Source organism: Enterobacter sp. MGH 4 (assembly GCF_000534735.1).
GTDB lineage: Bacteria > Pseudomonadota > Gammaproteobacteria > Enterobacterales > Enterobacteriaceae > Enterobacter > Enterobacter intestinihominis.
Genome location: NZ_KI973300.1, coordinates 23449 through 49389 on the forward strand (window position 1 = coordinate 23449; position 25941 = coordinate 49389).

Here is a 25941-nt window from a genome sequence, read left to right on the forward strand (position 1 = left end):
AATGCGCGGTGGAAATGGACAACAGATTACAACCGTCGCTCGATAGCGGAAACGGCGATGTACCGGGTAAAACAGCTGTTCGGGGGTTCACTGACGCTGCGTGACTACGATGGTCAGGTTGCGGAGGCTATGGCCCTGGTACGAGCGCTGAACAAAATGACGAAAGCAGGTATGCCTGAAAGCGTGCGTATTGCCTGAAAACACAACCCGCTACGGGGGAGACTTACCCGAAATCTGATTTATTCAACAAAGCCACGGTGTGTACTGACCCCAAAAAGTTGGACAGTTAAACACGAGGCACATAGGTCTGGGTTCGATATTCAATTGGACTCAGACCTTTTAATTTCAGGCTAATTCTTCTGCTGTTGTAGTAGTCAATATATTCCGTAACAGCATCCTTCAGTTCGCTTATATTACTGAACTCGTCAAGATAAAAACACTCCGACTTTAAGGTTCCAAAGAAACATTCCACGACTGCATTATCCAGACAATTGCCTTTTCTGGACATGCTCTGTGTAATGCCTTGTTCTTTAAGGATGTTTTGATACCTTCTCATACGATACTGCCATCCCTGGTCAGAGTGCAGAATAGGATGCTCGTGAGGCTTAAGCTTTTTGAATGCCTGATCGAGCATATTCTCGACCATGTTCATCACAGGTCTTTCCGACAGGCTGTAAGAAATAACTTCGTTGTTGAAGAGATCTATTACTGGAGACAAATACAGCTTTCGCCCATTGACTGCAAATTCAGTAACGTCGGTAACCCACTTCTCGTTTGGCCGTGTAGCCTTGAAATCCCTTTGGAGAACATTGGGGGCGGTTTGCCCTACCTCTCCTCTGTAGGAGCTGTATCGCTTGACCTTAATCGCTGCCTTAAGCGAGAGGGTTCCCATCAGGCGCTGAACGGCTTTATGGTTAATCCGTTCCCCGTCTCGATGGAGAGACAACGTTACCCTACGGTATCCGTAACGACCTTTATTCTCGTGATAAATCTCACCAATACGCTTTTTAACATCCGCATACTTATCAGGCTTGCTGAGAGCCTTTAGATGGTAATAAAACGTACTGCGCGGTATCTCCGCTGCCTTGAGAAGCTCATCAAGAGGGTAAAACTGCCTTAGCTCGTTGAGTACTTTCACTTTTTCGCGGGATGAGCTAAGGCTTTCAGCTTTTTTAGATACGTAAGCCGCATTTCAAGGAATCGAACTTGTCTTTCAAGATCCTCAATACGTCGGTCTTTCGACAGCTCCAATGCTAACGCCGCTTTTTCTGGATCAACTGACATTGTAATGTTTCTTTTGGTGCCGATCTTGAGTGCGCGTAAACCAGCTTCTCCGTGCTCCTCATAGACTTTCAGCCACTTGGCTACAGAACCACTACCAGCAAGCATAAAGTGAGCAGCAGCCTGATTGAGGGACATCTGCTGCTCGGTCACGGCTTTCACGACCTTAATGCGCAACTCTGGATCAGCACTAACGCCTTTAGGTTTGGGAATTAAACCTTTTTCTCCATGTTTTTCATAGAGGGCAACCCACGTCCTGACCTGGGTTCGAGGCACACCAAAACGTGCAGAGATGATCCTGTAACCATCATCAGTTGTGAAGTAGTGATTCACGACTTCAAGGCGCTTTTCGAAGGGGTATTTTGGCTTTGACATATCAGGGACTATTCCATTTCATCGTCCAACAAAATGGGTGCAGTACAGTGTGGATAAGCCACCGTGCCGGGGCGTTTTTGTTTCATCCAGCAGCTCACCCAGCACGGGCCTGGCGTTGTCTGCCATATCAGCACCGCATTTTTGACCCAGAATTGCCGTAAATGCCCACAGCTGCTCAGCCGTCAATCCCGCATTCAGACTGATGGCATAATGGCTTTTCAGTTGGCTGGTGACACCGGGAATTGCAGCCAGAAACGAAATGGTGGCCAGCTCCCTCGTCTGCCAGCTCAGGGTGTCACGCTGGAAAATATCACCAAACAGGTGCGTTTTAAGGAACTGGTCAATTGCAGGCGCAAAGGTAAATAGCGGGCCTGTTACGGGGTTCCCGATAAGACGCGTCTGGTTTTGCGTGCCACCTTCAAGGGCATTCCAGTTCTCAGGAAAAGAGGATGCGTCTTCTCCCGCATTATCCGTAATTCCTTGCTGCTGACGCTGTTCCACCACGCCCATAAGCACGCCAAGGGCATTCAGGCTGCGAGGAAAACCGGCATAGGCATAGAGCTGAATCAGGACTTCTTTGATTTCATTGATGGTAAGGCCTGTATCCAGCCCGTGCTGTATTTCAGCAGCGAGTTTTTCTGTGTCGCCCTTTGCGGCGAAAGCCGCAATTGGAATAATGGCCTGCTGTTTATTGTCCAGCCTGTTTTGCATAACAAATCTCCGGGTGTATTGCGAAAAAGAGAAGGGCGTGCGCCCTGATACCGGCAGTGTATGCAAAGCAGGATTCAATGATAATACGGGTAAATATGCATGGACTTATGCATGGCGCTCATTAATGCGGGGATGACATCAGCAGAATACCAAAGATGGCTCCCGGGTTAATGGCATTTTGGCTTGAGGCAGACCGGATATTGGGTGCCTGCCTCATGGCATGTGTGAGGGTTATTGATAGTGGCTATCTGCCCAGTCGAGCATATTCTCAAGTAAGGATCGCAGCAGCGCCTGAAGTTGAGGGGCCTTTTCCTCTGCATACGCATAAGGCGCCATTTCGTTCATATAATTGACCTGCGCCAGTTCAAGTTGCACGGCATGAATATTCGCGTCAGGCTGTCCGTATGCCCGGGTAATATAGCCGCCCTTAAACCGGCCATTAAGCACATGGCTGAATGGCGACTGTTTCTGACAGCAATCGACCAGACGGTCGCTCAGGGCTGCAGCGCAACTGGCGCCGCCGTTGGTACCGAGGTTCAAATCAGGCAACCGACCATCAAACAGACGCGGGATAACCGATGCAATAGAATGCGCGTCAAACAGCAGTGCATAACCAAACTGGTGTTTTATCCGCGCCAGCTCTGACTGGATACGCTGGTGGTAAGGGTGCCAGATTTGCGCCAGATAGTGCCGACGATGGGCGGCTGTCGGCGTCATGCCGGGCGTAAAGCTGTCCCGACCATCAAATAAAGTCTCCGGGTACAATCCTGTGGTGGCGGTGGTATAGAGCGGCGTATCGTCAGCAGGGCGATTCAGGTCGATAACAAAACGGGAATAATTCCCGACCAGCATACTGGCGCCGAGGGCGTGAGCAAAATCGTACAGGCGGGGAATATGCCAGTCGGTATCGCCAAGCGGGCGTGCGGCATCGCTCAGACCATTGTCGACCTCCGGCGTCAGTTGTGTTCCCGCGTGGGGAATACTGATAAGCAACGGTGCACTGCCAGCCGTGAAATGGTAAGGATCGATAATGTCAGTCATAGCTGAAAGGCTCATGGATGAACGTTTCCTCGTATTTTCCCGCGATAGACCACCGTGCAGGGCAATTGACCGCCCAGCCAGTAGATCAGTTCAGCCGGTCGCGACAGCGGCCAGTGGATAAAATCGGCAACCTTACCTTCGGCAAGCGTACCGTGAGACGCGGCCAGACCGAGGGCGCGCGCGCCGTGGCACGTAATCCCGGCCAGCGCTTCCTCCGGCGTCAGACCAAACAGTGTACAGCCCATATTCAGCATCAGGCGCAATGACAGCACCGGGGATGTCCCCGGGTTGGCATCACTCGCCAGGGCCATCGGCACCTGATACTGGCGGAAAAAATTCACGGGCGGGTGCTGTTTTTCACGCAGTAAATACCATGCGCCGGGCAGCAGGACGGCGACAGTGCCGCTGGCCGCCATGGCGTGAGCATCTTCCTGGGTGGCGTATTCAAGGTGATCCGCCGACAAGGCGTGATAGTTTGCCGCCAGTGAACTGCCATGCAGGGCAGAGAGTTGTTCCGCATGCAATTTAACCGGCAACCCCAAAGCCTGTGCAGCATCAAAAATGCGCTCGACTTGTGCTGGGGAGAACGCAAGGTGCTCACAGAATGCGTCAACGGCATCCGCCAGTTTTTCTCTGGCGACAATGGGCAGCAGGGTATCGCAAATAAAGTCGATATAGTCCTCCGCCCGGTCTTTGTACTCGGGCGGCAGGGCATGGGCGGCAAGACAGGTGGACTGAATATCGACAGGCAACAGAGTGGCTAATTTGCGGATAACCCGCAACATTTTTAATTCACTGTCCAGGGTCAGCCCGTAGCCTGACTTAATTTCAAGGCAGGTGACCCCCTCGGCCAGCAGCGGTTGCAAACGCAATAAAGCCTGCCGGAGCAGTTCCTCTTCCGTGGCGTCCCGGGTGGCGTTTACAGTGGATAAAATACCACCGCCCGCCGCGGCGATTTCTGCATAGCTTACGCCATTTAACCGCTGCTCAAATTCGGCGCTGCGGTTCCCGCCGAACACCAGATGAGTATGACAATCGATAAATCCCGGGGTAATTATCCCGCCGTCGAATACATGCTGTTGTGCATGGGGAAACGCCGGGCAGTCGGCATTACGGCCAAGCCAGACAATTTTTCCCTCCGTCACTGCCAATGCGCCGTTTTCTATCACGTTGTAACGGCCATCCTGCATGGTGACCAGCGTGGCGCCGCGCCAGACACTGTCACAGTGCGCCGGGGGCGTGACAGTAAGGCAAAGGGACGAGGCTAAGGACATAGCAGACTCCGGATGATTTATCTTGTATAGACAATTAAAGTCAACCTAACCCATAACCGAAAGGGCGGCAAGGCGGCCAGAGATAGTTTTTTCTTATCGCCAACTGTCGCGTAAAGACGGGCGGCCTGTGAATGCCGCCTGCGCCAGACGCGATTAGCCGTGACTGGTAAAACGGCCAAATAACTGATAACGCGAACCCGGGTAAATCAGGCGGGCGGACGTCACAACGCGGCTGCCGCTCCAGGTTCGCCGGTGAATCAACAGGCAGGGCTCATGCTCCTCAAGTTGCAGCAAGTGGCGTTGTTCATCGCTGGCGCTGATGGCTTCAACGCGGTGCTCCCCTGCGGTCAGCGGGGCAATATCCATCAGATAGGTATATGGCGTCTGTTTATTGAGCACCTGCCGGAGGTAATCCGGCGCCGTTTCCGGGTTAACAAAACGGTCTTCAATTTGTACCGGAACGTTATTTTCGTAATGCACAATTTGGGAGTAAAACAGCGTATCACCGATGGCAATCCCCAACTGGAGCGCTTGATCGGCGTCCGCCTGGCGGGCCTCGCACACTAAAATTTTACTGTCATGACGATGACCACGTTGGGCGATTTCATCAGCAATATTATGGACCTCAAGCATCGGTGTATAGGCTTTTGCTTCGGCGACAAACGTCCCCACGCCCTGCATGCGGATTAAAAAACCTTCGCTGGTCAGTTCGCGCAGCGCCCGGTTGATGGTCATACGGCTGACGCCAATTTCATTAACCAGCTCACTTTCCGATGGAATACGTTGGTGGGGTTTCCAGACGCCGGCGCGAATCTGGCCAATGATGGCCTGTTTCACCCGCTGATAAATGGGCGCCGGTGCATCGCTCATGGCGGCGGCCAGCTCAGATAGTGTCTGCCGGGTCACGTCTTGTTGCGCCGTACCGGCCGATGAAAAAAGGGTGGGCTCAGACATGTTTCTTACCTCTCAAAAGTGCCACAGACAAGGTCATCGTTTCCCGGACGCTGGCGTATTTTCAACCGCGAAGCGTAAGCAGAAAAGCTGTGGTGAAAAACTCAAATGATAAAAAAAGGAATGGCGCAAGTTTACAGCCAAACCATGCATATGTATATGTATAGACAAGTCGCCCCAAAGTTTTGCAATTGTTTACTTATAATTGCCTTTATGTTTCTTTTGCTGCTCAGGAACGTTGTTATGCCTGCTTATTTTGCTACACAAGCCCTGCTTGCTGAAGGATGGGCTCACAATGTGCGTCTGGATGTCGATGCTGCCGGCATGTTAACCGCCATCACGCCGGACAGCACAGCACAGGATGCTGTCCGGCTTTCAGGTCCGGTGATCCCGGGTATGCCGAATTTACACTCTCATGCATTCCAGCGGGTGATGGCCGGGCTGGCGGAGGTGGCCGGAAACCCGCAGGACAGTTTCTGGACCTGGCGTGACCTGATGTATCGCACGGTGCAGCGATTAACGCCGGACCAGGTCGGTATTATCGCCCGCCAGTTGTATATCGAGATGCTCAAAGGGGGTTATACCCAGGTCGCTGAGTTCCACTATCTGCACAATGATATCAGCGGTAACCCCTATGCTGACCGCGGCGAGATGACCGCCCAATTAAGCGCCGCTGCCGACCTTGCGGGAATCGGCCTGACGCTGTTGCCCGTGCTCTACAGCTATGCCGGGTTTGGCGGGCAACCGGCTCAGGCGGGTCAGGTGCGGTTTATTCAGGACGCTGACACCTATTTGCGCCAGCAGGCGATTATCCGCCAGCAGATAACGGGCAAAGTACTGCAAAACCAGGGCCTGTGTTTTCACTCACTACGGGCCGTGACCCCCACGCAGATGCAGCAGGTTTTACAGGCCAGCGACCCGGCATTGCCTGTACATATCCATATCGCCGAGCAGCAAAAAGAAGTCAATGACTGCCTGAGCTGGAGCGGACAACGCCCCATTGCGTGGCTGTATGATCACCTGGATATCGATGCCCGCTGGTGTCTTGTCCACGCGACACATGCGGATGAGAAAGAAGTGGCCCGCATGGCGCAAAGCGGTGCGGTTGCCGGGCTGTGCCCCACAACAGAAGCGAATCTGGGCGACGGTATTTTCCCCGGCGTCGATTATTTGGCACAGCGCGGTCACTGGGGTATTGGTTCCGACAGCCATGTTTCACTTAATGTGGTGGAAGAGCTGCGCTGGTTCGAATATGGGCAGCGCTTACGTGATCAGCGCCGCAACCGCCTGACAACGGCGACCCAAAATGTGGTGGGCGATGTGTTGTACACCCAGGCGCTTGCCGGTGGTGCGCAGGCCTGTGGCGCGCCTGTCGGGAGATTGTCAGTGGGGTATCGCGCCGACTGGCTGGTGCTGGATGGACAGGATCCTTACCTGGCGGCAGCCCGCGCCCCTGAAATTCTCAACCGCTGGTTATTTGCCGGCCACGCCGGGCAGATTCGCGATGTGTATGTTGGCGGGACCCCCCGCATTATCAATGGGCAACATGCGCAGCAACAGGCCGTTGCCGCTGATTTTCTGCAGGTACTGCGCCAACTGGCGGAGGCGACAGCATGACGGGCTGGCAGCGTTTTTCCCAGACCAGGCTGCCGGTCAGTCGCTGGCGTAATGGCGGCGGCGAAACCCGCGAAATTATCAGCTGGCCGCCAGGGCAGGCGGATTTTGACTGGCGTGCCAGCATTGCCACTGTCGCGCAGGATGGCCCGTTTTCCGCTTTCCCCGGCATTGCGCGTTCCATCACGCTGTTGAGTGGCGAGGGCATGCAACTGACTGACGGCATCGGGGTGAATCATGTGCTGAATACCGTGGGAGAACCCTTCGAGTTTAGCGGGGATCTTGCACTCCACGCACATCTTCTGGGGGGCGAGACGATGGATTTTAACCTGATGACCCGGCGTACTGTCTGTTTGCCCGGCGTTGTCGCCCTCAGGGGAAGTGGCACGGTGTCCCGTGAGCAGGGCGGTGTGCTTTTCGCCATTCAGGGTGACTGGCAATTACCGGATGGGACCCGGCTGGGCGCGGGTGAAGGTATCTGGTGGCCACCGACGTCAGACAGCTGTCAGACGACACAGTGGCCGATTTCTGCCTTGCATACTGTGGATGCACAAAAAACGCGCAGTCTGCTACTTTGGGCGGCGGTCATTGCCTGAGTTGGTGCGTCCTGCACTGGTTTGGCGCATCCTGCGCACTTATTTGATTCGACAGGCAGAGAAAACCACTGGCCACAGGCCGAAATAACCGGGAAAGCAGGCATAGCTGAACTGGCACAAAGCTTGCTTTACTTATTCGGCTTGCTTGTATAGACAAGAGTATACAGTAGCGTATTTTGCCCGGGCAGTTCACTGGCCAGGCATTTCCCCGAGACAGGTAATTTGGCAGGAGTGGCAGATGAGCAACATGATTTCCAGGACTGTGCTGAAGCGTTCGTTATCCATGTTAGGGCTGGCAGTGACATTGGGTTGCGGGGCAATAAACACCGCCATGGCGGCAGAGACTCCGGTGGCCATTGGTATTTCCGGGTGGACAGGATTCGCTCCCCTGACACTGGCCGATAAGGCAGGCATTTTCAAAAAGAATGGCCTGGACGTGACGCTGAAAATGGTACCCCAGCAATCACGCCACCTGGCCATTGCATCAGGCTCTTTGCAGTGCGCGGCGACCACGGTGGAAACCTACCTCACCTGGAATGCCAGCGGTGTGCCCATCAAGCAAATTGTGCAACTGGATAAATCCTATGGCGCGGATGGGATTGCCGTACGTGGGGGTATCAATAAAGTGGCTGACCTGAAAGGGAAAACCATCAGTGTCGATGCACCAGGAACCTCCTCCTATTTTCTGCTGGCCTGGATCCTCGATAAAAACGGCATGACGATGAAAGACGTCAAACTGGCAACCCTGGGGCCGGATGCCGCCGCTCATGCCTTTATTGCCGGGCAGAACGATGCCGCTGTGACGTACGAGCCGTATCTCTCCACCATCCGCCAAAGCCCGGACAAAGGCAAAATTCTGACCACCACACTGGATTATCCCATGGTGATGGACACCCTGGGTTGTACGCCATCCTGGCTGGATAAAAACCCCAAAGCGGCTCAGGCACTGGTAAATAGCTACTTTGAAGCCCTGGATATGATCAAAAAAGATCCGGATAAAGCCAATGAGATTATGGGGGCGGCGGTCAAAGAAACCGGCAAACAGTTTGCTGAAGAGTCCAGCTATCTGCGCTGGCAAGACCGTGATGCGAACAAGAAGTTCTTCAGTGGCGAGATTGTCACCTTTACCAACGAAGCGGCGCGTTTGCTGACGGAAATGAAAATCCTGCATAAAACGCCGGATATTAATACGTTGTATGACGCGAAGTATGTGACTCAGCCATGAAGGACCACAAGATGAACAGTCCTGTCAGTCAGGCCGCGGAATTTCCCGCCAGTACGCAGTCAGTTTTACGTGAGCCGGCGCCTCTGCCGGCAAGTAAAAAGGTCTGGCACAACCCGATGATGGTGCCACTGCGCCCCGTGGCGTCCCGTCATCGCTGGTTTTTGGGCTTCTGCTTTTTTGTGCTGTTTTTCGCGCTGTGGGCGCTGGTGACTTTTACCGGGCTGGTGTCGCCGACATTCCTTGCCAGTCCGGCCAGTATGTTGCAGGAAGGGGGGCTGTTATTTACCGATTTTGATTTCACAACAGATATCGGTATGACGGTAATGCGTGTACTGGGCGGCTTTATTCTGGCGTGCATTATCGCCGTGCCGCTGGGTATTCTGATGGGCTCATACAAACTGATCGAAGCGTTTTTTGAGCCCTTCGTTTCGTTTTGCCGCTACCTGCCCGCATCGGCGTTTGTCCCCCTGCTTATTCTGTGGGCAGGGATTGGCGAAATGCAAAAAATACTGGTGATCTTTATCGGTTCGTTCTTTCAGATAACCCTGATGGTTGCGGTGGCTGTCGGCGCGGCGCGGCGCGATCTGGTGGAAGCGGCGTATACCCTTGGCGCGACCAACAAGAGCGTGGTGCGTCGGGTGATAATCCCCGGGGCGGCGCCGGAAATTGCGGAACTGCTGCGCCTGGTGCTGGGCTGGGCATGGACCTATGTCATCGTGGCGGAACTGATTGGTTCATCCAGCGGGATAGGTCACATGATTGTCAATAGCCAGGCGTTACTCAATACCGGGCAAATGATTTTCGGCATTATCGTGATTGGCTGCATTGGATTGCTGTCTGATCTGTTGTTTAAAGCGGTGAATCGCCGCCTGTTTGTATGGAGTTCGCTGTGATGAGCTATCCGAAGCTGAGTGTTCGCCAGGTGGAACGCGTCTTCAGTGGCCCGAAAGGCGAGAAGACCCAGGCATTACTGCCCGTGGATTATCAGGTCAATGAGAACGACTTTATTACCATTCTCGGGCCTTCCGGGTGCGGTAAATCCACACTTTTACGCATTGTTGCCGGGCTGGATCAGCCCACCCGCGGCGAGGTCTGGCTGGATGGCGTGCTGGTCGATGGTCCGGGCGCGGATCGCGGCATGGTATTCCAGAGTTACACACTGTTCCCCTGGTTGACGGTTGAGCAGAATATCTGCTTTGGCCTACAGGAACGCGGCGTGAGTAAAGCGGCACAAAAAGAGCGCAGCGACTACTTTATTAATAAGGTCGGTTTACGTGGGTTTGAGCAGCATTTCCCCCGTCAGTTGTCCGGCGGTATGCAACAGCGCACAGCCATTGCCCGCGCCCTGGCCAACGACCCGAAAATTCTGCTGATGGATGAACCTTTCGGCGCACTGGATAACCAGACGCGCGTCATGATGCAGGAACTGTTGTTGTCGATATGGGAATCTTCCCGCAAAACAGTCCTGTTTGTGACCCACGATATTGATGAGGCCATTTTTATGGCCAATAAAGTGGCGATTTTCAGTGCGCGCCCCGGGCGAATCAAAACGGAAGTGGCGGTAGATTTTCCGCACCCGCGTGATTATACCCTGAAAACATCACCAGAATTTATGGCATTGAAGGCGCGTATCACGGAAGAAATTCGTACGGAAACCCTGCAAACCATCGATCACTAAGTTCGCGGTATGCAGCGCAGTTAATCATGTTTTAGCGTGAGTCAGGTTGTGCATAAACACCCGGTGTTACACCGGGTTTACTTCCCGTTTTACTTGTATATACAGGAATAGATTATGGCTGCTTCATCCACCGATTACACCCTTTGCCGCCTGCAACCCGGGCATGTCCATTTGCCCATGTTGCGACAAATATACCAGGGTAATGTCCGCCTTGCGCTGGCCGAAGAGGCCCGTGCCGATGTGCTGGCCTCCCAGGAAACAGTCACCCGCATTGTGGCATCGGGAAACGTGGTGTACGGCATTAATACCGGGTTTGGCAAACTGGCGCAAACCCGTATTCCGGCGGAACGTCTGACCGAACTGCAACGAAACCTGGTGCTGTCCCACAGTGTGGGCACAGGCAAAAACCTGGCGGATAACGTTGTTCGCCTGGTGATGGCGACGAAAATTCTCAGCCTCTCCCGGGGTCATTCCGGTATTCGTATTGAGGTGATTGATGCACTGATAACGTTATTTAATGCGGGTGTGTACCCCTGTATTCCGGAAAAAGGATCCGTCGGCGCTTCGGGCGACCTGGCGCCGCTGGCGCATTTGTCATTGATGCTGATTGGCGAAGGGCAGGTGACACTGGGTGGCGAAACGATGTCCGCGGTTGAAGGCCTGGCTGCCGCAGGGCTGAGCCCCTTTGAACTTGGGCCGAAAGAAGGTCTGGCATTACTTAACGGCACCCAGGTATCGACATCCCTCGCGTTGTCAGGTTTGTTTGAAGCAGAACGGGTGTTTTCCGCAGGCCTGGTGGCCGGGGCATTATCACTGGAAGCGATTAAAGGCTCAGTTAAACCGCTTGACCCGCGTATTCATGAAGCACGCGGCCAGGAAGGCCAGATTGCTGTCGCCGCTGCGCTGACGGCGATCCTGGCCGGTAGCGATATTGTGACATCCCATGCTAACTGCGGCCGGGTTCAGGACCCTTATTCCATTCGTTGTGTCCCTCAGGTTATGGGTGCCTGCCTTGATAACCTGCGACATGCGGCCCGCATTCTACGTATTGAAGCAAACGCAGCATCCGATAACCCTCTGGTTTTTGCCGAAAATGGCGACGTGATTTCTGGCGGGAATTTCCACGCAGAACCCGTGGCTTTCGCCGCGGACATCATTGCGCTGGCGGTTGCCGAAGTGGGGGCGATTTCTGAACGCAGAATGGCCTTATTGTTGGACAGCGGTTTGTCCGGCTTGCCGCCTTTCCTGGTAAACGATGGCGGCGTTAACTCCGGCTTTATGATTGCGCAGGTCACGGCCGCCGCGCTGGCATCAGAAAATAAATCGCTGGCACATCCGGGCAGTGTCGACAGCCTGCCCACCTCCGCCAATCAGGAAGATCACGTTTCAATGGCGACCTATGCCGCCCGCCGTCTGGGCAATATGTGTTTTAACACCAGTGTGGTTGTCGGTATCGAAGCCATGGCCGCTGCCCAGGGACTTGATTTTCATCGTCCGTTGCAAAGTTCCGCCACACTGGAAAGCGAAATGAAGGCGATTCGGCAACATGTCGCTTTTCTCGAAAAAGATCGTCTGATGGCGCCGGATGTCGAAATGATGCGTTTGTGGGCGTCCCGTGAACACTGGCCTGCGGCCATTGAAGCATTACTGCCGAGCTTTGCCTGATAACGCTTTACATAAATTTCATTTTTTATAGAAGGATATGACCATGAACGCGCCACAGAAAAATGCCGCCGCCCATGTCGTTCGCGCTCCCCAGGGAACAGCGCTGAGTTGTCAAAACTGGTTGATCGAAGCGGCTTATCGCATGATCCAAAACAACCTTGACCCCGATGTTGCCGAACGCCCGGAAGACCTGGTGGTCTATGGCGGTATTGGTAAAGCCGCCCGCAACTGGCCTGCCTTCGAAGCCATTCTGGACAGCCTGCGGGCGTTGCGTGAAGACGAAACCCTGCTGGTACAGTCCGGTAAGCCGGTCGGTGTTTTTCGCACCCATACCAATGCGCCGCGCGTGTTGATTGCTAACTCCAATATTGTGCCGCACTGGGCCCACTGGGACCACTTTCACGAACTGGATAAAGCGGGCCTGATGATGTACGGCCAGATGACAGCAGGCTCCTGGATTTACATTGGTGCGCAGGGCATTGTGCAGGGGACGTATGAAACTTTTGCCGAAGCGGGCCGACAGCACTACAACGGCGACCTGCGGGGCAAATGGATTCTGACGGCAGGGCTTGGTGGTATGGGCGGCGCCCAACCGCTGGCTGGCGTGCTGGCAGGGGCCTGCGTCCTGGCCATTGAATGCCAGGAATCCCACATTGATTTCCGTCTGCGTACCCGTTATGTGGACTATAAGACCCGCAGCCTCGATGAGGCGCTGGCGATGATTGAAAAAGCCTGTGCGGAGAAAAAAGCCATCTCTGTCGGCCTGCTGGGCAATGCCGCTGAGTTGATGCCGCAACTGGCGGCGCGGGCAAAAGCGGGTGGCCTGCGTCCGGATATTGTGACCGATCAGACCTCCGCTCATGATCCGCTTAATGGCTATCTGCCGGAAGGCTGGAGCCTGGAAAAATGGCAGGCCGCCCGTCAGTCAGATCCGCAATCCGTGGTGAAAGCCGCCCGCGCTTCTATGGCAAAACATGTCCAGGCCATGCTCGATTTTCACCATATGGGGATCCCCACCGTCGATTACGGCAACAATATCCGCCAGGTCGCCAAAGAAGAGGGCGTTGAAAACGCCTTTGATTTCCCGGGTTTTGTCCCGGCCTACATCCGCCCGCTGTTCTGTGAAGGCAAAGGGCCATTCCGTTGGGTTGCCCTTTCCGGCGACCCGGAAGATATCTATAAGACCGACGCGAAACTCAAAGAACTCTTCCCGGACAACACCAATCTGATCAACTGGCTGGACATGGCGCGTGAGCGCATTGCCTTCCAGGGGCTGCCTGCGCGTATTTGCTGGCTGGGCCTGGGTGAACGTCACCGCGCCGGGCTGGCGTTTAACGAAATGGTGCGTAACGGCGAACTGAAAGCGCCGATTGTTATTGGCCGTGATCATCTGGATACGGGGTCAGTGGCATCGCCGAACCGTGAAACCGAAGCGATGAAAGATGGCTCTGATGCGGTATCCGACTGGCCATTACTCAATGCATTGCTCAATACCGCCGGGGGTGCCACCTGGGTCAGTCTGCACCATGGTGGCGGTGTTGGCATGGGCTTTTCACAACATGCCGGGATGGTGATTGTGTGCGATGGCACTGAAGATGCCGATGCCCGACTGGCGCGTGTGCTGTGGAACGACCCTGCCACCGGGGTGATGCGCCATGCGGATGCTGGCTATGAACAGGCAAAAGCCTGTGCTGAACGTCATCATTTGAATTTGCCGATGATCTGATGCCTGAATGCCGGATGGCCTGGTGTTGTGCCTCCGGCGTTTTTTTGAGGGATATGCAATGGCTTCTGATGTAGCAGTTTCCAGTTCACTTGTTGATTCACAACAGCAGATACTGAAAAACCTCGCCAGGCCCACAGCGCGGTCATTAAGCCTGTATAACGCCGGGTTGTCGGCGGAAGCGGTACGACAGCAATATGGGTTGAGCCATATCGCCAAACTGGCCAGTAATGAAAATCCGCTGGGCGCCAGCCCGCAGGTCATCGCGGCACTGCAGGCGGATGCCGGTTTCAGCGCAGTCTATTCGGATGCTGCCAGTACAGCGCTGCGCGATGCGCTGGCAACGTATACCGGTGTGCAGGCCGGGAATATTGTTATCGGGAATGGTTCAGAAGATATCCTGCATATGCTGGCACTGGCCTTTCTCAACCCCGGGGACCGCGTGGTCACATTGCGACCTTCATTTGGTCTGCATGAGATTTTCCCGCGCATGATGGGCGCGGACGTCACCCTGGTTGACGTGAATAAGCAGCATCAGTTCGATATCGCCGCCTGGACTCAGGCACTTTCGATGCCCGCCAAAATGGTGATTTTCAGCAACCCGTCGAATCCCGTGGGCTGCATGCTCGACAATGCAGGTTTTGAGCGCATCATCGCCGCGGCACCTCAGGACTGTGTGCTGGTGATTGATGAGGCCTATTTCGAATATTGCCGGAACAACCCGGATTATCCGGACAGCCAGCGTGTGCTGGCCGCGCAGTCGCGCCCCTGGATTGTGCTGCGTACTTTTTCGAAAGCCTACGGCCTGGCGGGATTGCGGGTGGGCTATGGCTTAGCCAGTCACCCTGAACTGGTCAATCTGCTCAATCGCGTTCGCACACCGTTTAATATTAACCGTTCGGCACAAGCGGCGGCCGTGGTAGCTCTGGGGGATCAGCAACATGTTAATGACAGCATTGCGCTGGTCAGTGCGCAGCGCGACATGATGTCGGCGCAGCTCACGGCGCTGGGTTTCCGCGTTGCGCCATCCTGCGCCAACTTCCTGTTTTTTGACTGCGGGCAGCCTGCGGCAGAACTGGCGCAGCGTCTGCTGTGCGATGGCGTCATTATCAAGCCATGGCGGGAGAAGGGGTATGAACACTGGATCCGGGTGTCTGTGGGGAATGAACAGGATAACCAGCAGTTTATTCGGAGCCTGAAACGTATCCTGGCGGAGGATGCCGCGTGACAGTGTTGAACATTGATGATTTACGTCGGCAGGCAAAGCGCACGCTTCCCCGTTTTGCTTTCAGTTATCTGGAGGGTGGGGCCGATGATGAACAAACGTTACAGGATAATCGCCGTGTTTTCGGCCGCTGGCGCTTTATTCCCCCTGTGCTGACAGATGCTACGCAACGGGATTTATCCGTCACGCTGTGTGGACAGAAGCTGGCTGCGCCCTTGTTTATCGCCCCGACAGGCTACAACGGCATGCTGCGGTTTGGCGCAGATGTGATGCTGGCGCGGGCCGCCAGAGAGGCGGGCATCGGCTATATACAGAGTACGGTTTCGACGGCCTCCATTGAAGAGATCGCCGCAGAAAACATTCCCCGACACTGGTTCCAGCTCTATGTGCTGAAAGACCGCGCCGTCACGACAGGGTTACTGACCCGGGCCCGGGCGGCGGGTTGTACGACCCTGGTGGTTTCTGTGGATGCGGTGCACTTTGGCAACCGTGAAAAGGACAAACGGAATTACCGACGGCCCATGGAACTATCTCTGCCGAGCATGCTGGACATTGCGATGCATCCCGGCTGGGTGTGGCGAGCCATCAGGCCCGCAGGCATCCCTGGCTTTGGCAACCTGAAATCTTATGTTCCGGCTGACAAACAACGAGGCGCAGGTGGCGCGAGCTATTTTGCCGAACAGATGGATACCCACCTGGACTGGGCCACACTGCACTGGATCCGCACACAGTGGTCAGGTCCCCTGTTAATTAAAGGTATCCTGGCGCCTGAAGATGCCCGGCGCGCTTTTGCCGCGGGCGTGGATGGCATTGTGTTATCAAACCATGGCGGGCGACAACTGGACGGTTCAGTCAGCCCCATGGAAGTACTGCAGGAGATTCGTCAGTGCTGCGGTCCTGATGCTGTCATCCTTATCGACAGTGGATTTCGCCGTGGCACCGATGTGGTGAAAGCACTGGCGCTGGGCGCGAATGGCGTGCTGATTGGCCGACCTGTGCTCTATGGCGTCGCTGCCTTTGGTGAGGCGGGTGCGAAACAAGCGCTGAACATTATTTTGCAGGAGATGGATCGCACGCTGGCGCAACTGGGATGCACTTCGATTGCCCAGTTAGGGCCGCATTTGCTGCGTTTTCAGCCTGCTATGGCGGGGTTTTAATATGTACACCATCGTTATCACGGAGCATCAGTTATGCAGGCACAAAATATTATCTTCCCGGCGCAGATCCTGCGTGGCGCAGGTGCGGTTTCGCGTATCGGTGAGGTCTGCGGATTATTGGGTTCACGGGCGCTGATTATCGGCGGCCATAGTGGCCTGGCGGCGGTGGAAGCGCATATCCGCTATCAACTGGCGGCATCATCGGTGACGGTGGTTGGCCGGGAGTGGTTTGGCGGCGTGTGCAGCGAAAGCCATATTCATCGTCTGGCGCAAGTGGTGCAGGCCACCGGCGCAGACCTGGTCATTGGCGTGGGTGGGGGAAAAGCCCTGGATACCAGTAAAGCCGTGGGCGTGGAGACCCGTGTCCCGGTGGTCACCGTGCCAACCATTGCGGCAACCTGCGCGGCGGTGACGCCACTCACTGTCCGTTATCACGATGACGGCCATTTTCGGGATCTCTTTCCACTGAATCAGGCGCCTGCTGTGGTGATTATTGACACAGAAATCATAGCCGCCGCGCCGCTGCGCTGGTTGGCGGCAGGCCTTGGCGATACACTGGCGAAATGGTACGAGTTTCGCGCTATCAGCGCCGGGCTGGACAATCACAGCGGTATCGCCCGGGCGTCCATTGCCAACAGCCGTATCTGCTATGACCTGATCAATACCCACGGCCCCGCCGCCTGCGATGCAGTTCGCAAAGGGGTGCCCGATGCTGCGCTGGAGCAAGTACTGGATGCGATATTTATGTTTGCCGGACTGACCTCATTAATGAGCAGTGGGGCACATGCTGCTGCCGCTCATGCAATTTATGAGGGGTTTACCGTATGCGATAAAACCCGCGAATTTGGTCATGGCTTATTGGTGGGATTTGGCAACCTTTGCCTGCTGGCGCTGGAGAACCGCAGCGATGAGGAATTGCTGGAGGCCATTGGCCTGGCCCGCGCGTGCGCTATCCCGCTCAGCCTGCGGGAAATTGCTGAACTGGACAGCACGGAACTGGCGGGGATTATTGATATGGCATTGCATGCGCCGGATATGGCGAACATGCCGGCTCCGGTCACAGCGGGCGCACTGTATAGCGCCATTGCGCGTGTGGAACATCAGGCCGGGTTGTTGTAGTACCCTCAGCAGCGTATCCCGATGGTGGAAAACGTGAATACGCTGTTTCCCTGTTGTCGGTCTTCGTTCGCGCAGGTGCCCATTGTGAGTCAGTGAAACGCATAACGCCCTTCGCCCACCAAAATGGTTTGACCCTTGAGCGCCGCCGTGTCGGTGAGAAAATCGAGTTGCACCAGCGCGTTGCTGTTCCCTTGATTGAACTGGAAATACTTATCGCCAATACGCAGCGCCGGATTGCCCGCGCGCGTTGTCATCGGGAGGTCGAAGAGCGCGCTCCAGCGCCTGGCTATGGCGTACGGGTTCTCCACTTCAAACTCGGCGGCGGACAGAGCAACCTCACCGGCAGGATGGGGCTGGATAATCCCTTGTTGGTGGAGGTGCTCCAGGGAAGGTGCGAACAAGTTCCTGATATGAGATCATCATATTCATCCGGAGCGCATCCCAGAGGGACATCATGAGCCATCAACTCACCTTCGCCGATAGTGAATTCAGCACTAAGCGCCGTCAGACCCGAAAAGAGATTTTCCTCTCCCGCATGGAGCAGATTCTGCCATGGCAGAATATGACCGCTGTCATCGAGCCGTTTTATCCCAAGGCGGGCAATGGCCGACGGCCCTATCCGCTGGAGACCATGCTGCGTATTCACTGCATGCAGCATTGGTACAACCTGAGCGACGGTGCCATGGAAGATGCCCTGTACGAAATCGCCTCCATGCGCCTGTTTGCCCGATTATCCCTGGATAGCGCCCTGCCGGATCGCACCACCATCATGAATTTCCGCCACCTGCTCGAGCAGCATCAACTGGCCCGTCAATTGTTCAAGACCATCAATCGCTGGCTGGCCGAAGCAGGCGTCATGATGACCCAAGGCACTTTGGTGGATGCCACCATCATTGAGGCACCCAGCTCTACCAAGAACAAAGAGCAGCAACGCGATCCGGAGATGCATCAGACCAAGAAAGGCAATCAGTGGCACTTTGGCATGAAGGCCCACATTGGTGTCGATGCCAAGAGTGGCCTGACCCACAGCCTGGTCACCACCGCGGCCAACGAGCATGACCTCAATCAGCTGGGTAATCTGCTTCATGGAGAGGAGCAATTTGTCTCAGCCGATGCCGGCTACCAAGGAGCGCTACAGCGCGAGTAGCTGGCCGAGGTGGATGTGGACTGGCTGATCGCCGAGCGTCCCGGCAAGGTAAAAACCTTGAAGCAGCATCCGCGCAAGAACAAAACGGCCATCAACATCGAATACATGAAAGCCAGCATCCGTGCCAGGGTGGAGCACCCGTTTCGCATCATCAAGTGGCAGTTCGGCTTCGTGAAAGCCAGATACAAGGGGCTGCTGAAAAACGATAACCAACTGGCGATGTTATTCACCCTGGCCAACCTGTTTCGGGTGGACCAAATGATACGTCAGTGGGAGAGATCTCAGTAAAAACCGGAAATAACGCCAGAAATGGTGGAAAAAATAGCCTAAATAGGCTGATTCGATGTGTTTGCGGGAAAAAAATCGGCCCAGATCCGCGAAATTTTAATCAGCGAGTCAGCTTGGGAAGAAATGACCTGCTTATTCGCACCTTCCCTAACATCACGGTGTATTAATCAACGGGGAGCAGGTCACCAGAGAGAGCTCCCATCGCTTCGCGACGGGCCCCGACCGGAGAAGCAAATTAGTTACAGCATTCAAAAGGAAGTTCATCATAAAACCGGCGCCGGTTTGCCGGCCAAGTGCCCCTCCCCACCACTGAAAAGCGAGGCCGCCCCGGGCCGAAGGCCCGGAACAACGTCGCTTTTAATGATGGATGTTGTAACTAGAATTCTGAGTGGCTGTGAGTAGTGTCGCTGTGAGTTTTTAGTACACGCCCGTAAGCGGCCCTGACGGCCCGCTAACGCGGAGATACGCCCCGACTGCGGCTACGCCTTGTCGTGACCACTCCGATGGCGCACAGATGCTTCTGCGTCGCGATTAGCGGGTTATGGCTTTGCAGGGAAGGGGAGGTTGATAGCGATCCTCTATAGATCAACCGGCTGCGCCGGGCTACGGCGCCACTAACCAGAAGAGCCACATTCAGCTCAAGCTGGCGCCTTCATGCGCCTGCGGCGCATTTCCACGAGACTGGCTAATACACCAAACGTCTATGTACTTCACTGGTAAACCAGGTTATGAATAATAATCGCTCAAATTTGATAAGGATATTGATATAAAATGAACAACCCATCAATAATCGACTCGATGGTTGACAGCATGCTGAGCATAGAGCGCAAAGACATGCTGATAGATGCATGTCGTAAACTTTTCATTGAAAAGGATTTTTCAAACATGCGACCATCCGTTCAGGAGGAATTAAAAGCCATCTTCGATGAAGATAATATTCCTGTTTCTGAATCTCCTCGATTAGCGTTAGGAATGAGTGCTCTGCTTCTGGCAAAAGAATCAAACAATGACGCACTGGAACTATTAGCAACTCAAATTATGAATATATCCGATAAAGCAACGTTGCAGAAAGCATTCGAAATGGTCAGACAACAGCTATTCGATCCTCGCTAACGGAGAGGTCTTCGTGCGCAGTACGCATATAAGAACCTAAATAAAAAGGTCTGCGACCTCAAATGGTCGTAGTATGAAAGGATGGAAAAAATATGAATAAAGAATACGTCGAATTTTTAAAAATGCTGTCTCCGTTTATTATACTTGCTATTTCAACGATATTAATACCCTGGATTAAAAGGTTTTATTCTTCATATATTTCTTTTTTCTCTTTACCTACGAGTAAGAAAATAGAAGCAATAGAATATATCAATGGTTATAAAAAAAGTAGTAACACCCTGGAAAAACTAAAGCACAAAATAATAATAAGCGATTATAAGCTGCATGAAAATACCGATTTATCAAAGTGTGTAATTAGTTTTTTCTATGAGGATATAAGTAAAAACGGATACTTCGCAAAAAGTTTATTACGCATTAAAGGGCTGTATGTCATTGAAAATGGTAGAATTCGTGTAAATGTGGGAAATGTTCTGTTCGCCCTGGCTTTTTGGTTGTTTACATTTTTCACATACTACCTGGCTTATTATTTTTCGGCGGACTGGAACAAGGGTTTGCCTAATGCTATCTTTCCTTTTTCACTTATTGTAGCAGCAGTGTTTTATACATTCCTTATAATGATTGTTTCAACTAGATTTATATCTGTTCTTAAGAACAAAAAACGGTTTAATAAATATCTTAGTAGTAGATTGTAATTAATCTTAGGTATACTTGCTTAAAAACTATTGTTGTTTAATGTAAGAGGTGGGAAGTGAACAGAAAGCAGTTTATACAGAGTCAGGGAGCAACCTGTAAGAACTGGAACTGGAGCTGGTCTTTCATCAGCCATGACCGCCAGTTCGTGATTTTTGGTGCCTGGGACTCTGAACGTGAACAGGAGCGCGCAGTTATCCTCCGCGAAGAATGGGAGTTTAGTGCCAAGAATAAGAGACTACCGGGTTACACTCAGGCTATCGAGCATCTTGGCTACCTGAACGAAGGATATGACCTGTACACCTTCAATATGATTCACTCCCCAAAGCCTGATAATCCTGACGTAGCGTCGATCAAAGGTTTCGAACATCGCATTGAAAAACGCTATCTCCGGAAGGAAGGGCGTGTCTGGTATGCCGATACTATCGGCCATGCCTATCCTGAAGAACTCAGCATGCCAGAGCAATATACTGAAGGTGCCCGAAAGGTCATTACCGTCAACGCCTATGAAAGAAGTTCTGAAGCCCGGAAAGCCTGTATCAGGCATCATGGTACCGTCTGTAAGGGCTGCGGATTCGATTTCGAAAAAACCTATGGAGACCTGGGCAAGGACTTCATCCACGTCCACCACATTAACCCCCTGAAAACTATTGGCGAGAGCTACCAAATAGACCCAGAGAACGATTTGGTTCCTCTGTGCCCTAACTGCCACGCGATGGTGCACAGATCGAATGAATCCAGACCATTGTCGGTTGATGTGCTGCGCAGCATAATTAATGAAGCTAAAAAACGGATTGGTGCTACTGAATAGTTATCGTCTACGGGTTCGTTGCCATTACATATTTGTCAGGGATGCTTAAGAATTGATAAACACGGATAAGACCGGACATCTGGCATGGTGCGCACTTGTCGCACTACAGCTGGCCCGTCAGGACGGCCTGATAAGCTCTGAATCGCAGGAAAATCTTTTCATCACGCGCTGGTTTGCTCTGGCCAAAAAGCAGCGTCGCTTCTCGCGTGACCTGGCCACCGACATCGACTGGATACTGAACCAGGGACGGTCGCTGGGTATGCGCGCCCGCTTGAAGCAAAAGCTGGACTATATCTGGCGCAGCTGCAACGGTGAACTGCTGGAGCAAAATGATATGTTCCGGCTGACCTATGCTATAGAACTGGCAACTCAGCATTACTGGACCTACCACGCCCTTAGCGACAGAGACTGGAGTGGCCGGCGCCGAATCCAGACCTCGGCATCAGTAAACAGCATCTGTCTTCTGAAAAGCGCTCTGGACATCGCCTTCAATGAAGAAGGAAAACAAATATTACCGGTGCCAGCCCGAATAAGCGGGCAGGTTGAAGCGCTCAATGCGTTGCTGAAAAGCTGTGGCTGGATAGCCGTTCCTGAAGGAGATGCCTGCCTGCCCCACCAGTTTACGCTGATGGTCAGACAGGGATAAAGAAAACTGAAGACATGAAGTCCTGGCGCGCAGCTGCGCTGTTTTAATACATGCAGGCTAATGACTTCTCATCCTGATGACAGATAAGGAATATGTAATGGATATCGCGCTTTTTCCCGGGCAGAGTCGGCGTCAGTGGGCTGATACGATGATTAATCTGGAAGCCCGTAAGCTTGTGAATACCGCAAATACTGTCGCAGCAATGCACCTCAGTGATTCACTGACCCGTCTGAAATTCGTGGATGAGATAAGAAAGGTGGTCATGCAACAGTTTGAGGCGGCAAGGAAAGCAAAGAGTGATGAAGAATGTATTGCCTGCCTGAAAAACCTCAGGACTGAAAATGAGTTCCTGCTTGAGCAGTCGCGTATGCTGAAAACCGGTTATGCCCGGATCTACGCTGAAATACAGTATGTAACAGAGCAGAATAAAATTGTCGGATACTTCATATCCGGAATTAAGGTCGTTCTTGCCGGCGTTCAGGCTGTGTTTGGCGGTGTTATGATCGCCTCCATGACGCCAGCTGGTATGCTTGCCGGTGCCATTCTGGTCGGTGATGCTCTTAATACGGTAACAAGGGAAGCAGCCCGTCAACTCCTGAATGAAACTGCTTCAGAGGGTATCCTGGCGGATGGCGCCATGACCGTAGCGGAATTTATGGGCTTCAGCCGCGATGTCGGCCTGGGGATCTTTAATGCAACCACGCTTGCAGCCAACGTTTATGGTGTGTTTGGTCTGACCGGGAAAGCTGAGGCCTGGCGTCTTTTCCGTTATCTTCCCGGAGACTATTACCGCAAGGTGGAAACCATGTCTCCGGGCAGACTGACAATGAAGGTTCTGGGATGGGGAGTCAGTGCAAAAGTGGTACTGGAGCTACTCACCCACGATCAAAATCGTTCGCGTTAGTTTTTAATAGCTTCCAGGATTTATAACCAACCTTGATAGGCATCACCAGGAGAAACACCATCACCAGGAAAGCTGCGGCTATCGCGCTAGAGATTGTCTGTGTGGTGCTGCCTAAAATTGTACTGAGGATTATAATCACGACCATAACAGTGGTGACCCAAACGAACATTTTGAAATAACGGGAAAGATCTAACAGAACCCTGTCCAGTGAATCACCTGTTACAGTGTAACGCTTGATTCTCTCTATTTCTTTGCTGCTAAAACCTGCCGCAATAAGTTCGTCGTTCTTCACTGTCATGAACGTCTCCTTCAACCTGAAAAGAATACTCAGTGGCGGATCTGCGCCAGGTCGTCTTCACTCAGACCCGTCATTTTCATGACGGTATTGCGATCGATGCCGTTCTGCAGCATGGTACGGGCAACTTCCAGTTTGCCTTCGTTGCGGCCTTTTTCAATACCACGCTCTTCGCCTAGCTGGATGCCCTGCTCGATCCCCTGCTGGATACCCTTCTCAATACCCTTCTGCTCAAGCTGTTGTGCGATGGTCATAAGTGCGTCTCCGTGTTGCGGCACACGCTGTGCCAGTTCGCGTACAAAGGCTTCGGCGTCTGATGTTTCGCCAGCCTGTACTATATAGTGTACCAGTGATACTACCTGCGATGAAGACAGATAACCTGCCAGTAAGATGGGCGCCAGTCTGTCAATCAACTCGGCAAGATCCCGCTGGTGAATATGTTTCTGCAGTAAGGTCAGGGCGGCCATGCTGCGATGGCCAGCGATTTCATCATCCGGAATGACCGTAACGTCTACCAGCGGGAAAGAGCAGCTGTAAAGGGAGCCTGCCAGCTGCGGATCGTCAAATTCATCCAGCCACCGGGTGGAGTACGGATACGGGCTGCGCTTACCCGTATAGAACAGAACGGGTATCACCAGGGGCAACTTCTTATGGCCCGCTTCCAGATGACGCTGCATGGCAGCCACGGCATAGCGTATCAGGCGAAAAGCCATATGTTTGTCTGGCGAAGACTGGTGTTCAATGAGCACGTGAACGTAGCCATCACCGCCGGTGGTTTTCAGGCTGTAAAGGACGTCGCTGAAATACTGGCGGAGATCATCCTCGACGAACGAGCCGGATTCCAGCTTCAGCGTGCTGAGATCGCAGACTGCTCGTAACTCTGCGGGCAGGTGGATTTCCATAAAATCACGCGCAACATCTGGTTGCGTCAGGAACTGCCTGAACGTGGCATCGTGGGGTGTAGGTGTGCTGCTTTTCTTCTTCATCAGCCCTGGCTCTGAAAAATGACCCTAAGATGCTATCACAACCCGTAAAAAGCTAACATTGGCGGTGAACTGAATTGCCATTCCTTCAGGGGACTTTGCCGGTGTGGTTCGGTCCCCTTCCCTGTCATTCTGTTAACCGGACGCTAGGCGAACTTTTCCTCACCCACGCCGCCTGTTCTGATTACCTGGCCAGTGCGAGAGTCAGAAGCTGGAGAATAGAAGTCTATAATGATTATTGTAGTACATTTGTATTGCTTATGTGTGCTAAATGGATTACAAGTATTCCTGTATACTAACCCTAATCTGGAGCCGTCATGATGAGCAAGCTACAGGAAAAATCTGCGCGAATAGTTGCAATAATGAACAACAAAGGCGGTCCTGGTAAGACCAGTTCAGCGACAAATCTTGCTGTCCACTTTGCCCGAACTGGAAAGCGCACGCTGCTGATTGACTCCGACCAGCAGGCCAATACAACCGAAGTGACCGCAAATGGCAAAAAGTATTATTCCATGTACGGCCCTACAATTTGCGACCTTTATAGTAATTCCCGATTTGATATCCGTGATGTCATCATTCCTGCGATGGCCGGTGAAACGCCTATCCCTAACCTTAATCTGATCCCGTCCGACCCTACGTTTGAAAAAATTATCGAACAGACACTTACACGCAGTCACCGCGAAAAAATCCTGGGCCGACATCTTGAGAAAGTTCGCGGCGAATACGATTACATCATTATTGACTGCGCACCAGGGCTCAATATCGCAACCGGCAATGCCATTTTCATTGCCGACCATGTTCTTGTTCCTGTCGACGGCGGGAGTTTTTCGCTTAGTGGCCTGGAAATCATGCTGGACTACATGGATGAGATCTCTGAGGAAGATTACTCGCGTTTCAGCGTATTTCGTAATAACTACAACGGCGCCAATAAGAAAATTAACGCCTATATCGATACCGTGCTGACTTCACATGAGAGAATCTCACCGCGCCTGTTGAAGAGCCGGATTCGTACTGATCAGGCAATAGTGCAGTCGCAGGTGGCTTGTCTCCCACTTTATTACTATCAGAAAAGCGCAATGGCTTTAGTTGACTACGGCAAACTGGCTCGCGAGCTAGAAGAAATTATCAACAGTGAGGCAGCATAATGTCTAAAGAACTTGTTCGACCAAAAATGGAAAAACCGGAACGGGCCAGAAAAGAAAGCAGCCTGACAAATATTGCTGCTAAAAAGAAAAATACTACAGGTGAAACGCCCAAAACAATACGTATGACCCCCGCCGAAAAGGTGCTTGCACAGGAGCTGGTCGAACAGATCCAGGCGCTGACACATAAAAATATCACAGTATCGACGTTGTTGCGCGCAGGGCTCTACCTTGCACAGTCAGCCGGGCCAGAGAAGGTGCTAAAAGCAATTAAGGAAAATATCTAA

26 protein-coding genes and 2 pseudogenes are annotated in these 25941 nt (G+C 53.1%); 20 read left to right on the top strand and 8 right to left on the bottom strand.

Annotated elements, in window-relative coordinates; genetic code table 11:
- Positions 1 to 198: pseudogene (locus tag L350_RS00310) on the top strand (IS5/IS1182 family transposase); the annotation flags it as partial.
- A gap of 88 nt (positions 199 to 286) precedes the next feature.
- On the opposite strand, the gene L350_RS24090 reads toward L350_RS00310, so the two are convergent.
- The 5 genes from L350_RS24090 to hutC form a co-directional block, all read right to left on the bottom strand.
- Positions 287 to 1656, bottom strand: a protein-coding gene (locus L350_RS24090) for an IS3-like element ISKpn8 family transposase (protein ID WP_085949440.1) whose coding sequence is annotated in 2 segments (ribosomal slippage) — positions 287 to 1176 and positions 1176 to 1656 — 1371 coding nt in all. Because the reading frame shifts where the segments join, the coding sequence is not laid out codon by codon here.
- Positions 1657 to 1674: 18 nt separating this feature from the next.
- A complete protein-coding gene (locus L350_RS00295; protein WP_032627098.1) occupies positions 1675 to 2367 on the bottom strand; it encodes a carboxymuconolactone decarboxylase family protein in 693 nt (230 codons plus the stop codon).
- A 231-nt stretch (positions 2368 to 2598) separates the two neighbouring features.
- On the bottom strand, positions 2599 to 3423 hold the full coding sequence (gene hutG, locus L350_RS00290; protein WP_000058769.1) for an N-formylglutamate deformylase: 825 nt from the start codon (positions 3421 to 3423) through the stop codon (positions 2599 to 2601).
- On the bottom strand, positions 3420 to 4682 hold the full coding sequence (hutI, locus tag L350_RS00285) for an imidazolonepropionase (protein ID WP_001515701.1): 1263 nt from the start codon (positions 4680 to 4682) through the stop codon (positions 3420 to 3422). The genes hutG and hutI overlap by 4 nt, the downstream gene beginning before the upstream one ends.
- Before the next feature lie 153 nt (positions 4683 to 4835).
- Complete coding sequence (gene hutC / locus L350_RS00280) at positions 4836 to 5636, bottom strand: histidine utilization repressor (protein WP_001294851.1); 801 nt, start codon at positions 5634 to 5636, stop codon at positions 4836 to 4838.
- A gap of 240 nt (positions 5637 to 5876) precedes the next feature.
- Between hutC and L350_RS00275 the strand changes: the two genes are divergently transcribed.
- The 10 genes from L350_RS00275 to L350_RS00230 all read left to right on the top strand — a co-directional run bounded on the left by L350_RS00275 (position 5877) and on the right by L350_RS00230 (position 17635).
- A complete protein-coding gene (locus L350_RS00275; RefSeq protein ID WP_016240371.1) occupies positions 5877 to 7250 on the top strand; it encodes a formimidoylglutamate deiminase in 1374 nt (457 codons plus the stop codon).
- A complete protein-coding gene (locus L350_RS00270) occupies positions 7247 to 7843 on the top strand; it encodes a HutD/Ves family protein (protein ID WP_000148344.1) in 597 nt (198 codons plus the stop codon). Before L350_RS00275 ends, L350_RS00270 begins: the two co-directional genes overlap by 4 nt.
- A gap of 238 nt (positions 7844 to 8081) precedes the next feature.
- The gene (locus tag L350_RS00265) at positions 8082 to 9068 is read left to right on the top strand and encodes an ABC transporter substrate-binding protein (protein WP_000069054.1); all 987 of its coding nucleotides are present in this window, start codon (positions 8082 to 8084) and stop codon (positions 9066 to 9068) included.
- 11 nt (positions 9069 to 9079) lie between these two features.
- Positions 9080 to 9961, top strand: coding sequence for an ABC transporter permease (locus L350_RS00260; protein ID WP_001087990.1), 882 nt, complete (start codon positions 9080 to 9082; stop codon positions 9959 to 9961).
- On the top strand, positions 9961 to 10746 hold the full coding sequence (locus tag L350_RS00255) for an ABC transporter ATP-binding protein (protein WP_016240370.1): 786 nt from the start codon (positions 9961 to 9963) through the stop codon (positions 10744 to 10746). Before L350_RS00260 ends, L350_RS00255 begins: the two co-directional genes overlap by 1 nt.
- Before the next feature lie 114 nt (positions 10747 to 10860).
- Positions 10861 to 12411 (top strand): histidine ammonia-lyase, encoded by a 1551-nt coding sequence (gene hutH / locus L350_RS00250; RefSeq protein ID WP_000741484.1) that lies wholly within the window; start codon positions 10861 to 10863, stop codon positions 12409 to 12411.
- Between the two features lie 43 nt (positions 12412 to 12454).
- The gene (hutU, locus tag L350_RS00245) at positions 12455 to 14137 is read left to right on the top strand and encodes a urocanate hydratase (RefSeq protein WP_000993475.1); all 1683 of its coding nucleotides are present in this window, start codon (positions 12455 to 12457) and stop codon (positions 14135 to 14137) included.
- A gap of 58 nt (positions 14138 to 14195) precedes the next feature.
- The gene (gene hisC, locus L350_RS00240; protein ID WP_000135555.1) at positions 14196 to 15362 is read left to right on the top strand and encodes a histidinol-phosphate transaminase; all 1167 of its coding nucleotides are present in this window, start codon (positions 14196 to 14198) and stop codon (positions 15360 to 15362) included.
- Entirely contained in the window at positions 15359 to 16516 is a 1158-nt protein-coding gene (locus L350_RS00235) for an alpha-hydroxy acid oxidase (RefSeq protein WP_000217345.1), read from the top strand. Before hisC ends, L350_RS00235 begins: the two co-directional genes overlap by 4 nt.
- Positions 16517 to 16549: 33 nt before the next feature.
- Complete coding sequence (locus tag L350_RS00230; protein WP_001148851.1) at positions 16550 to 17635, top strand: iron-containing alcohol dehydrogenase family protein; 1086 nt, start codon at positions 16550 to 16552, stop codon at positions 17633 to 17635.
- A gap of 89 nt (positions 17636 to 17724) precedes the next feature.
- Here L350_RS00230 and L350_RS24510 read toward each other — a convergent pair whose 3' ends face one another.
- On the bottom strand, positions 17725 to 18036 hold the full coding sequence (locus L350_RS24510) for a hypothetical protein (protein ID WP_050595088.1): 312 nt from the start codon (positions 18034 to 18036) through the stop codon (positions 17725 to 17727).
- 53 nt (positions 18037 to 18089) lie between these two features.
- Between L350_RS24510 and L350_RS0122775 the strand changes: the two are divergent.
- The 7 genes and pseudogenes from L350_RS0122775 (at position 18090) to L350_RS00205 (ending at position 23234) form a co-directional block, all read left to right on the top strand.
- Positions 18090 to 19070, top strand: a pseudogene (locus tag L350_RS0122775) (IS5-like element ISKpn26 family transposase).
- Positions 19052 to 19237, top strand: coding sequence for a hypothetical protein (locus L350_RS24830; RefSeq protein ID WP_307723336.1), 186 nt, complete (start codon positions 19052 to 19054; stop codon positions 19235 to 19237). Before L350_RS0122775 ends, L350_RS24830 begins: the two are co-directional and overlap by 19 nt.
- 604 nt (positions 19238 to 19841) lie before the next feature.
- A complete protein-coding gene (locus L350_RS00225) occupies positions 19842 to 20183 on the top strand; it encodes a hypothetical protein (protein WP_023307206.1) in 342 nt (113 codons plus the stop codon).
- Between the two features lie 92 nt (positions 20184 to 20275).
- On the top strand, positions 20276 to 20875 hold the full coding sequence (locus L350_RS00220) for a hypothetical protein (protein ID WP_032627110.1): 600 nt from the start codon (positions 20276 to 20278) through the stop codon (positions 20873 to 20875).
- A gap of 56 nt (positions 20876 to 20931) precedes the next feature.
- A complete protein-coding gene (locus L350_RS00215; RefSeq protein ID WP_032627113.1) occupies positions 20932 to 21684 on the top strand; it encodes an HNH endonuclease in 753 nt (250 codons plus the stop codon).
- A 52-nt stretch (positions 21685 to 21736) separates the two neighbouring features.
- Positions 21737 to 22330: a DUF2913 family protein gene (locus L350_RS00210; protein ID WP_032627115.1), complete on the top strand. Its 594-nt coding sequence runs from the start codon at positions 21737 to 21739 to the stop codon at positions 22328 to 22330.
- Between the two features lie 97 nt (positions 22331 to 22427).
- Entirely contained in the window at positions 22428 to 23234 is an 807-nt protein-coding gene (locus L350_RS00205) for a DUF4225 domain-containing protein (RefSeq protein ID WP_032627117.1), read from the top strand.
- Here the strand turns inward: L350_RS00205 and L350_RS00200 are convergent.
- A complete protein-coding gene (locus L350_RS00200; protein ID WP_032627119.1) occupies positions 23206 to 23532 on the bottom strand; it encodes a hypothetical protein in 327 nt (108 codons plus the stop codon). The two genes, L350_RS00205 and L350_RS00200, sit on opposite strands and share 29 nt — an antisense overlap.
- A 29-nt stretch (positions 23533 to 23561) precedes the next feature.
- On the bottom strand, positions 23562 to 24515 hold the full coding sequence (locus tag L350_RS00195; RefSeq protein ID WP_032627121.1) for an Rpn family recombination-promoting nuclease/putative transposase: 954 nt from the start codon (positions 24513 to 24515) through the stop codon (positions 23562 to 23564).
- A gap of 314 nt (positions 24516 to 24829) precedes the next feature.
- Between L350_RS00195 and L350_RS00190 the strand changes: the two genes are divergently transcribed.
- Both L350_RS00190 and L350_RS00185 read left to right on the top strand, forming a co-directional pair.
- Positions 24830 to 25657, top strand: a complete 828-nt coding sequence (locus L350_RS00190; protein WP_032627123.1) for a ParA family protein — start codon at positions 24830 to 24832, stop codon at positions 25655 to 25657.
- Complete coding sequence (locus L350_RS00185) at positions 25657 to 25941, top strand: hypothetical protein (protein ID WP_032627126.1); 285 nt, start codon at positions 25657 to 25659, stop codon at positions 25939 to 25941. The genes L350_RS00190 and L350_RS00185 overlap by 1 nt, the downstream gene beginning before the upstream one ends.